Below are 15,407 nucleotides of genomic sequence, written 5' to 3'. Positions count from 1 at the left end.
AATCACGAAGATAATAATTTTTGAAAGCAATTCACAACAAGGACTTACGAAGCTATGATCTTTCTAATGCTGTGACTAATCACGAAGATAATAATTTTTGAAAGCAATTCACAACAGCTGGTGAAGGGCCTTCATTTTCCCCTTCGCTGTGACTAATCACGAAGATAATAATTTTTGAAAGCAATTCACAACAAGTCTGATTCATTCCCATGTAAACTAATTGCTGTGACTAATCACGAAGATAATAATTTTTGAAAGCAATTCACAACAAGGGTGTCAGGCAGTATGATAGCATCGCAGCTGTGACTAATCACGAAGATAATAATTTTTGAAAGCAATTCACAACGATCGCAATACCCTAACTGTCACGAAAAAGGCTGTGACTAATCACGAAGATAATAATTTTTGAAAGCAATTCACAACTTAACATGTCCTTTAGCTCAGGGTCTCTGTGCTGTGACTAATCACGAAGATAATAATTTTTGAAAGCAATTCACAACGCGTTATCTCGGTAGTCAGTATGAATATAGGCTGTGACTAATCACGAAGATAATAATTTTTGAAAGCAATTCACAACCGATTTTGTCGTTTACTTCGTCAGCAATCTGCTGTGTAAAATAAATCTCCCTCTTACTCTGCGCCTAAATTTATATGGTTATCCATAGAGTTATGATAGATCCAAACAGCTAAAATAGCCAATTTTATGTGGTTTTAAGTACCTTAGAATCTCCTTTTTCGCAGGATTTCATATTTTTGTGATGGGCACGAAATATTAAAAATTCTATTTCTTGATGTATGGTAAGGTGATAAGTGGGTAGGTTTTTATATTTTTGAATCCTGAAATTTAGTATTTTAATTAAATTTTTTAAAACAATAAATAATATGAAAAAACTTAGTGTAATTGCATTAGTAGGAGTAGGATTGCTTGCAGCATCTTGTAATAAAGACAAATCAGCAGGAACTGCATCTACCGCTACGGAGCAGACAGTAGCTGAGAGTAAGGGTGAAGTATTGCCAGTTGATGTTGCTGCTTCTGTAGTAAACTGGAAAGCTTTTCACAAAGGTGGAATGGCTCCTCGTTGGGGAACACTTAACGTAAAATCAGGAGATCTAAGCGTTGAAGGCGGTCAGCTTTCAGCAGGAAACTTTGTGATCGATATGAATTCTATCAAAGTAGATCCGGCTTCAGTAACTGAAAAAGATAAAAAACCGGCAGATTTGGAAGCTCATTTGAAAACTCCTGACTTTTTTGATACCGCAAAGAATCCTACTTCGGATTTCAAAATTACTAGTGTTACAGATTTGAAAGACGCACCAAAGGATGCTGTTGCAGGAGCTAATAAAACAGTAAGTGGAAACCTAACATTGTCAGGAAAAACAATCAATGTCACTTTCCCTGCTAAAGTGGATGTAACAGATACTTCAGCTGCAGTTCAGGCTAAATTTACAGTAAACAGAGCAGATTGGGGAATCAAGTTTGGTACCTCTGAAACAGATCCTGCAGAATGGATGATCAGCAAGGATATAGAGATCGCTGTTGACGTTAAAGCTAAAAAATAATTGTTAGATACAAATACAGAGAGCTGTTTTCTTATGAAAGCAGCTTTTTTTGTGGATATTGGGTACTAGAAACTGTGAGAATAATAAATATTTTTATATTTATAAAAACATAAATACGAAAGAGGAAATTATAGGTTGGATGTATATCTTATTATACGCAGATGGAAGCTATTATACAGGAAGTACCAATGATCTTGAACGTAGAATTATTCAGCACCATTCAGGTGAGGGGGCTAATCATACGAAAAAAAGGTTTCCGAAAGACTTATCTATTTTGAAGAATATGAACGCATTGATTTAGCTTTCTACAGAGATAAACAGGGTCGTAAGCACAAAGAAGATCAGAGGGGATATTCAACTATTGCCTCAACTGGCCGTGGCATATAGAGATTTGTTTTCTGAAGGATAAGGTAGCTTCGAGTACCTCAGCCACCTTTTGAAATCTAGTTGGAGATTGATTTTATGTCAATAATAAGTTGGACAATAGAGGTTGATCTCGGTCACTTTTTGAAAATAACGTTAGAAATAATTGTCCTCGTAGTAACGGAAAAAAAGACAATTTTCTGATCAAAAAAGACCAATATAAGGTGGCTGAGGCACTCGAAGTCACCATACAATTCACTACTTTTACACCCATGATCTACCTTCTGCTCATTATAAATCTGCTCACCATCATTTTTTTTGGGTGGGACAAAAAACTTGCTATTCAACATAAAAGAAGAATCCCGGAAAATACACTTTTAGGATTGACATGCGTGGGAGGAACCGGAGGTGCGATTGTAGGGATGCTTATTTTCAGGCATAAAATATCTAAAAAATCTTTTTTGCTGAAATTTTCGGGAGTGGTTTTGATTCAGGGATTTCTTATCCTTTGCTATTTGAAGTTTTTTAGATTTTTGGTATAAAAAAAAACTCCCTTTCGAGAGTTTTGTAGTATTTATAAAGCATATACTTTGCTTTCAAGAAAAGCCTTTGCTTCAATAGAAGTGTCAAATTTTAATACCTGATAGGCTGATAACTGTAATTCAACCGGAGCGAAGGCAGAAACATCCAGAAAGAATTCTAAGTTTGGATTATTGGGATCTGCAACCGCATAACAGACGACTGTTTGCCATTTATTTTTGACGGTAGGTTTATACTGCATGACCTGATATTGATTCCTGTTCCATAAGAATAATGTAGGATCTCCTGAATTTACTTTTACATCAAAGGTGATCACGTACCAACCACCAGTATTATTATTTGTACTCACGACACTGCTTTGCAGTCCCATGTATTTTATCTCATAATTTGGATCTCCACCCGAAGGAAGTGTAGGGAAAGGGATATTAAACTTATTGGAAGATTCAAAGATTAATGAATCATTTACAAGGCTTCCCTGTATAGGAGGGAAAGATCCCGTTAGTGTTTCTTCAGTTTTCATTGTCACAGATTTTATCTTGTTTTTGATGTCTGTAACTTTGTTAAACCTTGCGGTACTGATAGCAGGTCTTATGAGAGAAGCGCTGGTGTCACTGTTGATATAGAGTTGTCTGTTGTAATCATAACTATCTGCCATGATGACATTGTTTCCTGTAGGAAGGCCAAATATGGTGATTGGACGATAGAGTATCAGATAGCTGTTATTACCAACTGCATTTGACTGCGCAGCCCCTACACCTGAACTGGATTCTGTATAACAGTTGGTGGCTTTCACAATTATATTATCACCGTTGATATAATAATCAGAAACCCATGAATTGTAAACATTGCAGGTAAAGCTTTTTCCTTCAAATATATGAGCATGGGGAGTGACTACTTTTTCACCCTTTGTTGTACCGGACCATGTATCAATAGTTACAGGATTGGAATAGGTTGAACTTCCGGATGCTTCATTCCAGCACGAATCAATAACGATTGGTATGATCGAGTTACTATCATTATAAATATACGTATTGATATAGTTAAATTCAAATATGGCATTATTGAAACTTACCGCGCCAAATCCCTGTGTTGAATTATGAATATAAATACCTACCTCATTGTTAGAAATTTCGCCGCTGTAGAAATATTTATTTCCTGCATGCATAGTTTGGGAATCATTACCAAATTTATTGTCAAGAAAATACATTCCGTATTTATTGTCATGTATTCCTACTGAATAAAAATCCATCCCAATATTTCCAAACAGGCACTGGAGCCCTTTGTTCAGTTTTTTAAAATCTACATTTCTGAAAGTAATATTACTATTATTCTCGTCGTTAGCCTCATATTCTGATTCTACAGCTTTTGCCATGCTGACCCCACATCCCTTTTTATTTTCTCCTAAAAATGTTAGCCCTTCAATTGTGGTTGCATACTGCCAGAATGGTCCCAGGTTTTTGCTGAGGATCATAATTGGTTTATTCTCATCGTAAGGTTTCAAAAAAGTAGCACCGCTGCCAGCACCAAAAATTTTAGCCTTATGTTGTACATTAATATTAATGTGGTAAATGCCCGCAGGAAAATAGATGTTTTTTTTTACTTCACACGCTTTTAGTACCGCCATACTGTCATCTACACTCGCTATTCCTTCTCCTGTTGCACCGAACCACTGAACATTTACAGTATCATCAACCAATACTCTACGATAAAATTTGTTGTTTACTTGCTTGTAAATAATATCATCACAATCACTCGCTGTGATCGGAACTGGTGGAGTGAGCGGATTGATATCGTCATACTTATATACCTCTTCTTGAAAAACAGTCCACTCTCCGGTATACTGATCATTTAATTCAATTGTTGCCATTTTTTTTGTTTTTTGATGTTAATAATTTGTTTCCTGCAGGAAAACTACTGAAGCAAAGATAAATGCGCGTAACGACAGAACTTGACGTATGTTATTTTATCCTGCTTTTTTAAAGGATTTACTTAAATTTCTCATTATGAATTTGTTAATTAATGTATATTCTTGCTTATTATTCATTAGAAATCACTATTTTTGCACCCGTAAAAATCATTCATGCAAAACATTAGAAATATTGCGATTATCGCACACGTTGACCACGGGAAGACGACTTTGGTTGACAAGATTATTCATGCTACAAACATTTTCAGAGAAAATCAGGAAAGTGGAGAATTAATAATGGATAATAACGATCTTGAAAGAGAAAGAGGTATTACCATTCTATCTAAAAATATTTCTGTTACTTATAAAGACGTTAAAATTAACGTAATCGATACTCCTGGTCACGCCGATTTTGGTGGGGAAGTAGAGAGAGTTTTAAAAATGGCGGACGGAGTAATCTTGTTGGTGGATGCCTTTGAAGGGCCGATGCCTCAAACAAGATTTGTACTTCAGAAAGCTTTGGAATTAGGACTTAGACCATTGGTAGTAATCAACAAAGTAGATAAACCAAACTGTCGTCCTGAAGAAGTTCATGATAAAGTATTTGATTTATTCTTTGCCCTTGAAGCAACTGAAGAGCAGTTGGATTTCCCAACATTCTACGGTTCTTCTAAACAAGGTTGGTTCAATACTTCATTAGAACAGACAGAAAATATTTTCCCATTACTAGATGGTATTTTACAGTATGTTCCTGAACCTAAAGTAGAAGAAGGAAGCTTACAGATGCAGATTGTTTCTCTTGACTTTTCTTCTTTCTTGGGAAGAATTGCGATCGGAAAAGTGATCAGAGGAGAAATCAAAGAATCTCAGTGGATCGGTTTAGCTCAGGCAGACGGTAAAATTCTGAAAGGAAAAGTAAAAGAACTGTACGTTTTTGAAGGATTAGGAAAGAAAAAAGTTTCAGAAGTAAAAGCAGGGGATATCTGTGCTGTTGTAGGTTTTGACGCGTTCCAGATCGGTGATTCATTCGTAGATCTTGAAACTCCTGAACCATTGCCAAGAACGGCAATTGATGAGCCTACGCTGAACATGACGTTCTCTATCAACAATTCACCTTTCTTTGGTAAGGATGGTAAATATGTAACTTCAAACCACCTGAAAGAAAGATTAACTAAAGAATTAGAGAAAAACCTTGCATTAAGAGTTGAGCAGACTGATGATGCCAACACTTTCCTTGTATTCGGTAGAGGTATTCTTCACTTGTCAGTTTTGATTGAAACCATGAGAAGAGAAGGATATGAAATGACAATTGGTCAGCCACAGGTTATCCTGAGAGAAATCAATGGAGAAAAATGTGAGCCTTATGAATCTTTGGTAGTAGACGTACCGGATGAGTATGCTTCTAGAGTAATCGACTTAGCGACTCAGAGAAAAGGTGATCTTCATGTTATGGAAACTAAAGGAGAGATGCAGCACATGGAATTCGAAATTCCTTCAAGAGGTTTGATCGGATTGCGTTCTCAAATGTTGACTGCCACTGCTGGTGAAGCTATTATGGCGCACCGTTTCACAGAATATAAGCCTTTCAAAGGGGCTATTCCTGGAAGAAGTAATGGAGTATTGGTGAGTAAGACTCAAGGTCCGGCTACAGAATATTCTATCGCTAAACTACAGGATAGAGGTAAGTTCTATGTAGATCCGGGTGAGGAAATCTACGGAGGTATGATCATCGGTGAGCAAAACAAGCCTGGTGACCTGGTAATCAATATCGTTGAAGCAAAACAATTGAACAACATGCGTGCTTCAGGTAAAGATAAAGATACTGGTGTTGCTCCAAAAATCTTATTCTCTCTTGAAGAATGTATGGAATATATCCAGAGTGATGAAGCGATCGAGGTAACTCCAAACTTTATCCGTATGAGAAAGAAAATCCTTTCTGAAGAAGAAAGAAAAAGAGTAGAAAGATCAGCGAAAGCTTAAGAAATTCTTATATCATAGAAAAGCCTCGAATTTTTCGGGGCTTTTTTTATGAGACTATCTCGTAAAATGTTTATTTTGGCACAATAATCTCTTACAAAAAATAAATCTAAAGTAGTTTGCAAACGATGAGAATGAATATTATAAAACTTACTGTTTTTGCCGGAATTTTTGCATCATGCGCCAGTTGTTCCGTACAAAGCAATACTGTAAAATCAACACCCACAAAAAATACAGCCAAGCCAAACGGCAATACATCAAAAACCAAAGAGACCGTTACTGCACCCAAGCCTGTAACTGCAATACCTCCCGCTGAGGAAAACTTCAGAACCACACTCCCGGAAGTTAAAAGAGAATTCCGCGCAGCCTGGATTGCCAGTGTAGCCAATATCAACTGGCCATCAAGAAATAATTTAACGGTTGACCAGCAGAAAGCAGAAGCCATCAGCATGCTCGATATGCTGAAAGACAATAACTTCAATGCCGCGATCTTCCAGATCAGACCATCTGCAGATGCGCTTTATACAAGCAATATAGAGCCATGGTCGTACTTTCTGACCGGACAAACCGGAACAGCTCCTTATCCGAATTATGATCCCCTTCAGGTTTGGATTGAGGAAGCTCATAAGAGAGGTTTAGAGCTTCATGTCTGGTTAAATCCTTACCGTGCTCATCACTCGAACGGTGGAGCTGTAAACAGCCTGTCTATGGCCAGCAAGCTCTCCGATATTGTGATTAAATTAAAGAACGGAATGTATTGGTTCGATCCTGCCAACCCAAAAACCCAGGGCCATGTTTCCAATGTCGTTAAAGATATTGTGAAAAGATATGATATAGATGCAGTTCATTTTGACGACTATTTCTATCCTTATGCTACTTATAACAGGGGAGCCGATTTTCCTGATAACGCAAGCTGGAATGAATATTTAAGAAACGGAGGAACATTGTCGAGACCCGACTGGAGAAGAGACAACGTCAACCGATTTGTTGAAAGAATTTATAAGGAGATTCACGCAGAGAAAAATTATGTAAAATTCGGGATCAGTCCGTTTGGGATCTGGAAACCAGGATATCCCGCGGGAATCGTGGGATCATCTCAATATGATGAACTGTATGCTGATGCTAAATTATGGCTGAATAAAGGTTGGGTAGATTATTTCTCGCCACAGCTTTATTGGCCTATCGATTCAAAAGGGCAGAGCTTTGAAGCGTTATTGAATTGGTGGAAATCTGAAAATACCATGAACCGTCATTTGTGGCCGGGGCTTAACACCGTTGAGATCAAAGTATCCGACCGTCCGACCGAAATTAAAAATCAGATTGACATTTCAAGACAGATCTTAAAAAACGATGCCGGAGAAATTCATTGGAGTATTGCCGGACTGACGAAAAATCCTAATATGCTTCCTGTTTTGAAAAACGGACCCTACAAAGATAAGGCACTGGTTCCGAAAACACCTTGGATTAAATCAGTTCCATTACAGACGCCTACCATATTTGTTGCTGATAATGGGAACGCTGTAAAAACCAGCTGGAGCATCAAAAATATAGGACAAGTATTCCAGTGGATCCTTTTTACTCAATATAACGGAGCATGGGAAACAGAAATCCTTACGCTGGATACCCTTTCAAGGGATATTCCGAAAAATAAAGACGGTAGAAAATTAAATGCAGTCGCGATAAAAGCTGTTGACCGACTCGGAAACGAAAGTGATTATACCGCCAGAAAAGTAAAATAAAAATATAGAATTTATTTTCATAAAGATAGTTTTTTCATTAGTCAATATTGAATCCTTTCTGTAATAAAGAAATAACAAAACCAGTTCAGAAGAGCTGGTTTTATTTTTGTTTTCCTTTAAGATCGTTAAACGAGAATCATTCTTACAAGTTTAAACAATCCAGATCAGGACATAAAAGTACCTGAACATCCGTAAGATTGAGAAGTCCAGAATCTGCCAGGGTACAGATCAGTTTACACACAGGATCAAGCAATCCATCGCCTGAAATAGCTTTTAGCTCGTTGCGGTCTAATTTTTTGAAATTTTTCATGATCATAGTTTGGATGGTTAATACCATTCTAAAGTATGAATAATTGTCGTCATTTACCTTGTTTTTATTTTAGAATAACTATAAATTATAAGTTTAAATTGATGTATTTCAGTGAATTGTAAAGGTGTTTTAATGTTTTGATTAAAATTAATATTCTTCACGGAACCATTTTTGCATCATTATTCCCATAATCACAAAAATATAGCATTATGAATACCAACAGACTTTCCGCGACTATTGAAAAAGCATTAAGTGATCAGATGAACAAAGAGATTCACGCATCACACATTTTTCTATCGTATGGAATATGGGCAGATGACAAAGGATACCAGGGAATTGCCAATTTCCTTTACAGACATTCGCAGGAAGAAAGAAACCATTCCATTAAATTCATGGAGTACGTATTGAACAGAGGTGGAAAACCAAAAGTAGATGCCATTCCTGCTCCGCCTTCCGATCCTCAATCATTAACCGAATGTTTTGACAATGTTTTTAAACATGAAGTTGACAATACCACAGCGATTTACAAGATTGTAGATATGTCGTTAGAGGAAAAAGACTGGGCGACCTGGAATTTCATGCAGTGGTTTGTTCAGGAGCAGATCGAAGAGGAAACTCTGGCGGCCAACCTGATCGATAAATTGAAGATTGCAGGAGGCGACAGAGCAACCGATGAATCATTATTTACTTTGGATAAAGCACTACAAAATACACCCAATGACGTTCCGCTGGCTCAGGAGGCTACCGGAGAGAATCCATAAAACCGATTGGTGAAGAAAAATTGATTAAAAATCTGTCAGAATACTGACAGATTTTTTTATTATGAATCTCTCTTTAAAATCACTACCTTTGCAGGCTGAAAGTTCAGTGGTCTACAGTTGATAAAGGACAAACTTTAAAGATGAGACCTTGAACCCTGAAACAGTATCATTGAACATTAAACTTTGAATTTTACAATATGAAATGTGGAATTGTAGGCCTTCCGAATGTAGGTAAATCAACTCTTTTTAACTGCTTAAGCAATGCTAAAGCACAATCCGCTAACTATCCTTTCTGTACCATAGAACCGAACTTAGGAACGGTTTCTGTACCGGATCACAGACTTTTTGAGCTGGAAAAATTAGTTAATCCTGAAAGAGTATTGCCGGCTGTAGTTGAAATCGTTGACATTGCAGGTCTTGTAAAAGGTGCCAGCAAAGGAGAAGGACTGGGAAATCAGTTCCTTGCCAATATCCGCGAATGTGAAGCAATCATCCATGTTTTAAGATGTTTTGACAATGGAAATATCATCCACGTTGAAGGTTCAGTAGACCCAATGAGAGATAAGGAAATTATCGACATCGAGCTGCAGTTGAAAGACCTTGAAACTGTAGGAAAAGCAGTGGATAAAGCTAAAAAATTCATCAAATCCGGAAAGAAAGACGATATCCTTGTCTATGAAACCCTTCAAAACCTGGAAAAATTTATTGAAGACGGGAAAAATGCAAGAGAATTTCCGGTTAATGATATGACACAGGCTATCATCGATGATATCCAGCTTTTAACTAAAAAGCCTGTTTTATACGTTTGTAACGTAGACGAGAACTCTATTAAAAACGGAAACGAATGGATAGGAAAGATCGAAGCAATGGCCAAAAATGAAGGCGCTGAAGTAGTGGTATTGGCTGCACAGATCGAGGCAGACATCAATGAACTGGAAACATTTGAAGAAAGAGAAATCTTCCTTGAAGAATTGGGTCTTGAAGAGCCCGGTGTAAACCGTTTGATCAGAAAAGCGTACGACTTATTAAAGCTTCAGACTTACTTTACCGCTGGGGTCAAAGAGGTAAGAGCATGGACCATCGGACAGGGATGGACTGCGCCTCAGGCAGCAGGTGTGATCCACACAGATTTCGAAAAAGGGTTTATCCGTGCAGAAGTAATCAAATTTGATGACTATGTAACGTACGGTTCTGAGGTAAAAATCAAAGAAGCAGGAAAACTTTCTGTGGAAGGTAAAGAATATATCGTTCAGGATGGTGACATCATGCACTTCAGATTCAACGTATAAGAATATATTAAAGTTAGTTATATAATAGAAAAGCGCTTCTACAATACATTGTGGGAGCGCTTTTTGCATTGGTACTGTATTTTAAAATTAAATAGGATCTATGATGATCAACTGGCATCTCAGTTCAGCACATGTTCTTCCATATTTTCTGCATTCTCCTGTAGAATGGTCAACGCACATCTCCTTTCCGCCAACAATTGTTCTTAATTCTCTTTTGTTTAATTTTTTTCCGTTGTTTAAATTTTGATTTTTCATGAGGTTTGATTTTTGGTTTGTTGAATTTAATTCTATGGTTTTATAAATAAAGTTTACTGTTGTGATGTATCGATAATCTGGGGTCTGCAATCTATTTGTGTGCAGTTAATAGAAATTCGCGTGCAGGTACCGGGATAAATCTGTTCACACGGTTCCATGCAAGGATTTGATCTCAGACAGTCCAGTTTACCGCCTGCAATAGTTTTAAGTTCTTTTTTTTGTGAGTTTTTTCGCATGTAAAAATATTGTGTTCATGATTTTTAGTTTTACTTGTTGTTGATCAGTTTTTATATTATTGATGAGAATTATTGTGGTCTGCATTCTATTTCTACGCAGCTGACAGAAATTAACGTACAGGTCGGGGAAGGAGCCTGTTCACAAGGTTCCATGCAAGGGTTGGGTCTCAGGCAGTATAGCTTACCGCCTGCAATAGTTTTAAGTTCTTTCTTGCTTAATCTTTTCGCGCTTTGTAAACTTATATTTTTCATTATTTTGATTTTAATGAATTGGTTGAAAACGAAGATGAGGAAAACATCAGTATAGTATTTGATGAGGAAAAAATACATTAAAATTATATTGGATGATTTAAAAACAAAAGCCATTCATTAACTGAACAGCTTTTATATTTTTTATAAAGGATCTATTGTAGGTCTGCACTGCAATTGTGCACAGCCTATTGATACTTTTCTGCAGCCTCCGGTCATAGGATCAATGCAGTCCATTAATCCTCCAGTGATGCTTCTTAATTGCTTTTTGTTCAGTTTTTTTCCTTTTGGTAATTCTTGATTTTTCATTGTTTTGATTTTTAGTGTATTAGATTTAACTAAAGTAGAAAAAATAATTGATATTATATCACAATATCATGACAAATATTTAAATAAGTAAAGAGAATGGTGATTTAATAGAGGTTTAATCCTGATTAAATTAGGATATTCATAAAAAAACACTCCGGTGAGGAGTGGTATTTTTGCTTCAGGATCTAATCCAATAAAGAGAGACGGCATTGAGGGTCCGCGCAGCCTTTTGAAAAAATCCGGCACTGATTGGTTTTGGGATCAAGGCACATCATTAATCCGCCGGTAATACCTCTCAGTTCTCTCTTGTTTAACTTTTTTCCTTTTTCTAAAATTTAATTTTTCATAATAATATGATGTTGTTGAGTTAACCTAAGGTATAAAAAATAGGTAGATGATCTCATTTTAAAATTTTTATGTTTTTAATTTTCATATCCCATCAACTTTGTATATTTGAATTTTACAAACCGTCAGTTATGGAAAAAATAGCACACGCATCCCTTGAAGATTTTTATAAAGAGATGACCGGCAAGCTGGGAAAAGATCTTGAAAGTGTTTTTCCAAAAGGACTCCATAAAGAGATCGGACACTTTAATGTATTCGACATCAGACAAACTATTGAAAGGGCAAAAGCCACTTCGGAAATGCCCTACAACAGAAGAAAATACTATAAGATCAGTTTAATCAGGGGGCGAAACAGGGCAGAATATGCAGACAAGATTATTGCGATTAAGAAAAATGCTTTATTATTTGCTACTCCGAAAGTTCCCTATCACTGGGTGCCGGAAGATCCTGATCAGTCGGGAAGTTTTTGTGTATTTACAGAAGACTTCTTTATTAAAGCGCAATCTCAGTTCTCCTTGGAAGAATTACCCCTGTTTCAGCCCGGAAATGTTCCGTTATTTGAAATTGAAGATGAAATGGCAGACGAAATAGAATCTCTTTTCACCAAAATAAAAAAGGAAATAGCTTCCGATTATGTTTTCAAATATGATCTCATCCGAAACTATGTTCTGGAACTGATTCACTACGGACAGAAACTGCAGCCTGCCGCCAAACTCTCTTCCTCAAATGATGCTTCATTAAGGGTCGTTACTTTATTCATAGAACTTCTGGAAAGGCAGTTTCCTATTGAATCTTCGGAACATCGACTCCAGTTGAAAACAGCAAAAGACTACGCCGACAGGCTTGCTGTGCATGTAAATTATTTAAATAAAAAAATAAAGGAAAGTACCGGAAAAACAACGACAGAATGTATTGCAGACCGGATGATTCAGGAAGCCAAGATTCTTCTGCGACAAACCAAATGGAATGTATCAGAAATTTCCTATGCATTGGGTTTTGAAGAATTGGCCCACTTTTCCAACTTTTTTAAAAGAAAAACATCTTTTACCCCAATGGAATTTCGTTCATGATTTGAATTGTGCAAATTTCAGATTGATTCAGGCAACCTTGTATTCAGCAAAATTTTCCAACTTTGTACCATTAATTATTGATCATAATAAGATAAAAAGATGAATACAAAAACAAAAATTGCACTCGTAACCGGTGGAAGCCGCGGACTTGGAAAAAATGCAGCTCTTAAAATCGCTCAAAAAGGATTAGATGTTATGATCACCTATAAAAACAGCAGAGAAGAAGCGGATGCTGTAGTGAATGAAATAAAGGCTATCGGTCAGAAAGCAGCAGCATTCCAGCTGGATACCAGAGAGGTAAAAAGCTTTGATGCATTGATAAAAAATATGACCGATCATCTGGAAGCAGAAACTGGAAGTTCAAATATTGATTTTCTTATTAATAATGCAGGAACAGCATTATATTCTCCTATTACGGAAACTACAGAAGAACAATTTGATGATATGGTCAATATCCACCTCAAAGGAGTTTTCTTTCTGACACAGAAAATGATTCCTTTCATCAATGATGGAGGTGGAATCATCAATATCTCATCAGGACTCGCCAGATTTGCCCTGCCGGGATCATCTGTTTACGGTTCTATGAAAGCGGGTGTGGAAATGCTCACAAAATATATGGCAAAAGAATTGGGATCGCGTAAAATTAAAGCCAATGTCATCGCACCGGGAGCTATTGAAACCGATTTCGGAGGGGGAAGAACGCGGGACGACCAAAATGTTAATTCAATGATTTCCAATATTACAGCCTTAGGAAGAGCCGGTCTTCCGGATGATATCGGCGGGGTAGTTGCATTCCTATGTACCGATGATGCAGGCTGGATCAACGGACAGAGAATAGAAGCGTCCGGAGGAATGTTTTTATAGAAAGAGAAATCTTATGTTGTTGCGAAGCAGCAAAGAAATCTTCATTTAATATACAGTTTAAAATGTACCACCAGTTTTGAAATAGCGCTGATGGTACATTTTTTATTATGTAAGCCCCTATTTCTTTTCCTCTTTTTACTTACCTTTAGTATACACAAAGTTCCAAAAGTATGCTTAAAGAATTTTTCGATCAGTTTCCGTACATTCTTCTGGGACTTGAAGGTCTTTATCTGATCGGAATTATTTTTCTGGCAGGAAAAATTATCATGGATACCCGTAATACGAGTAAGACACTTGCGTATCTCATGCTGATTATTTTTCTTCCGGTACTGGGAATAATCATCTATTTTGTTTTTGGCGTTAATTACAGGAAAAATAAATTTTACACCTTTAAAATAGAGAGAAACGAGCAGGTCTACAAGGCTGTAAGCACCTACATCCGCGAAACCCATCACAAAACGCTGGAAAGTCATCAGCAGCAGATGGATCAATTTCTGACCACAGTTAATTTTCTTTATAATGCCGGTCACTCCCCGTTATCTCAGGGGAATTATGCAGAAATTCTGGTAAATGGAGAAGGAAAATTTGAAAAGGTTTTTGAGGTTCTTGAAAAAGCCGTTCATCATATCCATCTTGAATATTATATTTATGATAATGATTCAATAGGCAACAGACTTGCGGATTTACTTATTAAGAAGGCCGGACAAGGCGTAAAAGTCCGTTTTCTATATGATGACATGGGCAGTGGGAAAATTGGAAAGAAACTCTTGCAAAGACTTAAAGACGCGTCAATAGAAGTATCTCCCGTTAATAAAATCACATTCAGGCTTCTGGCCAACAGAGTCAATTACAGGGATCACCGAAAAATTATTATTGTAGACGGAGCTGAAGTTTTTACGGGTGGAATTAATGTCTCGGATAAATATATTAATCCCAATCCTAAACAGTATTGGAGAGATGTTCATCTGTATATGAAAGGAGAAGCTGCTTTTTATTTTCAGTTTTTATTTTTCAGCAACTGGATCTTTGCAACGGAAAAAATCCCTGAGATCTCCCAACTCTATTTTACCAAAAGCCTTGAAGAGGGCAGTTCCCTTATCCAAACGGCAGCCAGCGGACCGGATACCCAACCTTCTATAATGCTGAGTACAACATCTGCCATACTTTCTGCCAAAAAAAGAATCTATATTGTGACGCCTTACTTCATCCCCGTGGAAACCGTATTCAACGCCATTAAACAGGCGGCTCTTTCCGGAGTAGATGTGAGGTTGATGGTTCCCAAATCAGGCGATTCAATCGTGGTGAACGCTGCTGCTTACTCTTATTACGAGGAACTTCTGGAGAATAAAGTGAGGGTTTTCTTTTACAAAAAAGGGTTTATTCATGCTAAAACAATGCTTATTGACGATATATTCTCCTCTGTAGGAACCGCCAATATGGATGTCAGAAGTCAGGAACTGAATTTTGAGGTCAATGCTTTGGTTTTTGATCAAAAGATCAACGGAAAGCTTCAGGACCTGTTTCGTGAAGATATGAATGACTGCGAGGAAATCCATCTTGATTCATGGAAGAAAAGGCCAAAATACAAAGTCTTCTTTGAACATCTGGCCAGATTGCTTTCTCCCCTTATATAG

15 protein-coding genes and 1 CRISPR repeat array (1 of these 16 running past the window's edge) are annotated in these 15,407 nt (G+C 37.1%); of the genes, 10 read left to right on the top strand and 5 right to left on the bottom strand.

Features of this window, described 5'->3' with window-relative positions; genetic code table 11:
• Positions 1-577: a CRISPR direct-repeat array (repeat unit 47 nt; unit sequence GCTGTGACTAATCACGAAGATAATAATTTTTGAAAGCAATTCACAAC) (it extends 3,398 nt beyond the left edge of the window).
• A 305-nt stretch (positions 578-882) separates the two neighbouring features.
• The 3 genes from BUC06_RS08445 (at position 883) to BUC06_RS08435 (ending at position 2,465) form a co-directional block, all read left to right on the top strand.
• The gene (locus BUC06_RS08445) at positions 883-1,560 is read left to right on the top strand and encodes a YceI family protein (protein ID WP_073332448.1); all 678 of its coding nucleotides are present in this window, start codon (positions 883-885) and stop codon (positions 1,558-1,560) included.
• A 139-nt stretch (positions 1,561-1,699) separates the two neighbouring features.
• Positions 1,700-1,861 (top strand): GIY-YIG nuclease family protein, encoded by a 162-nt coding sequence (locus tag BUC06_RS24095; RefSeq protein ID WP_228423658.1) that lies wholly within the window; start codon positions 1,700-1,702, stop codon positions 1,859-1,861.
• Between the two features lie 286 nt (positions 1,862-2,147).
• Positions 2,148-2,465: a DUF1294 domain-containing protein gene (locus tag BUC06_RS08435; RefSeq protein WP_228423656.1), complete on the top strand. Its 318-nt coding sequence runs from the start codon at positions 2,148-2,150 to the stop codon at positions 2,463-2,465.
• Between the two features lie 32 nt (positions 2,466-2,497).
• On the opposite strand, the gene BUC06_RS08430 is transcribed toward BUC06_RS08435, so the two are convergent.
• Positions 2,498-4,330, bottom strand: a complete 1,833-nt coding sequence (locus BUC06_RS08430; protein WP_073332444.1) for a hypothetical protein — start codon at positions 4,328-4,330, stop codon at positions 2,498-2,500.
• 213 nt (positions 4,331-4,543) lie between these two features.
• Here BUC06_RS08430 and typA point away from each other — a divergent pair, with 213 nt between their 5' ends.
• Entirely contained in the window at positions 4,544-6,349 is a 1,806-nt protein-coding gene (gene typA / locus BUC06_RS08425; RefSeq protein ID WP_073332441.1) for a translational GTPase TypA, read from the top strand.
• A gap of 125 nt (positions 6,350-6,474) precedes the next feature.
• Positions 6,475-8,085: a glycoside hydrolase family 10-like protein gene (locus BUC06_RS08420; RefSeq protein WP_073332438.1), complete on the top strand. Its 1,611-nt coding sequence runs from the start codon at positions 6,475-6,477 to the stop codon at positions 8,083-8,085.
• 142 nt (positions 8,086-8,227) lie between these two features.
• Here BUC06_RS08420 and BUC06_RS23795 read toward each other — a convergent pair whose 3' ends face one another.
• Positions 8,228-8,395: a bacteriocin-like protein gene (locus BUC06_RS23795; RefSeq protein WP_167367410.1), complete on the bottom strand. Its 168-nt coding sequence runs from the start codon at positions 8,393-8,395 to the stop codon at positions 8,228-8,230.
• Between the two features lie 209 nt (positions 8,396-8,604).
• Here BUC06_RS23795 and BUC06_RS08415 point away from each other — a divergent pair, with 209 nt between their 5' ends.
• On the top strand, positions 8,605-9,156 hold the full coding sequence (locus BUC06_RS08415; protein ID WP_073332436.1) for a ferritin: 552 nt from the start codon (positions 8,605-8,607) through the stop codon (positions 9,154-9,156).
• Between the two features lie 197 nt (positions 9,157-9,353).
• Complete coding sequence (ychF, locus tag BUC06_RS08410; protein ID WP_073332433.1) at positions 9,354-10,445, top strand: redox-regulated ATPase YchF; 1,092 nt, start codon at positions 9,354-9,356, stop codon at positions 10,443-10,445.
• Positions 10,446-10,532: 87 nt separating this feature from the next.
• Here ychF and BUC06_RS23790 read toward each other — a convergent pair whose 3' ends face one another.
• The 3 genes from BUC06_RS23790 to BUC06_RS23525 all read right to left on the bottom strand — a co-directional run bounded on the left by BUC06_RS23790 (position 10,533) and on the right by BUC06_RS23525 (position 11,494).
• Entirely contained in the window at positions 10,533-10,700 is a 168-nt protein-coding gene (locus tag BUC06_RS23790) for a hypothetical protein (RefSeq protein ID WP_167367409.1), read from the bottom strand.
• Positions 10,701-11,005: 305 nt separating this feature from the next.
• A complete protein-coding gene (locus BUC06_RS23530) occupies positions 11,006-11,188 on the bottom strand; it encodes a bacteriocin (protein WP_139263332.1) in 183 nt (60 codons plus the stop codon).
• Between the two features lie 141 nt (positions 11,189-11,329).
• The gene (locus tag BUC06_RS23525) at positions 11,330-11,494 is read right to left on the bottom strand and encodes a bacteriocin (protein WP_123880403.1); all 165 of its coding nucleotides are present in this window, start codon (positions 11,492-11,494) and stop codon (positions 11,330-11,332) included.
• 476 nt (positions 11,495-11,970) lie between these two features.
• Here BUC06_RS23525 and BUC06_RS08400 point away from each other — a divergent pair, with 476 nt between their 5' ends.
• The 3 genes from BUC06_RS08400 to cls all read left to right on the top strand — a co-directional run bounded on the left by BUC06_RS08400 (position 11,971) and on the right by cls (position 15,407).
• Positions 11,971-12,909, top strand: coding sequence for a helix-turn-helix domain-containing protein (locus tag BUC06_RS08400; RefSeq protein WP_073332430.1), 939 nt, complete (start codon positions 11,971-11,973; stop codon positions 12,907-12,909).
• 99 nt (positions 12,910-13,008) lie between these two features.
• The gene (locus BUC06_RS08395) at positions 13,009-13,773 is read left to right on the top strand and encodes an SDR family NAD(P)-dependent oxidoreductase (protein ID WP_073332428.1); all 765 of its coding nucleotides are present in this window, start codon (positions 13,009-13,011) and stop codon (positions 13,771-13,773) included.
• 170 nt (positions 13,774-13,943) lie between these two features.
• The gene (cls, locus tag BUC06_RS08390) at positions 13,944-15,407 is read left to right on the top strand and encodes a cardiolipin synthase (RefSeq protein ID WP_073332425.1); all 1,464 of its coding nucleotides are present in this window, start codon (positions 13,944-13,946) and stop codon (positions 15,405-15,407) included.

Origin of the sequence: Chryseobacterium carnipullorum (assembly GCF_900142785.1) — a bacterium.
GTDB classification, from domain to species: Bacteria; Bacteroidota; Bacteroidia; order Flavobacteriales; family Weeksellaceae; genus Chryseobacterium; species Chryseobacterium carnipullorum.
The sequence above is the reverse complement of the archived record's forward strand: the minus strand, read 5'-3'. Positions and strand labels throughout refer to the sequence as shown.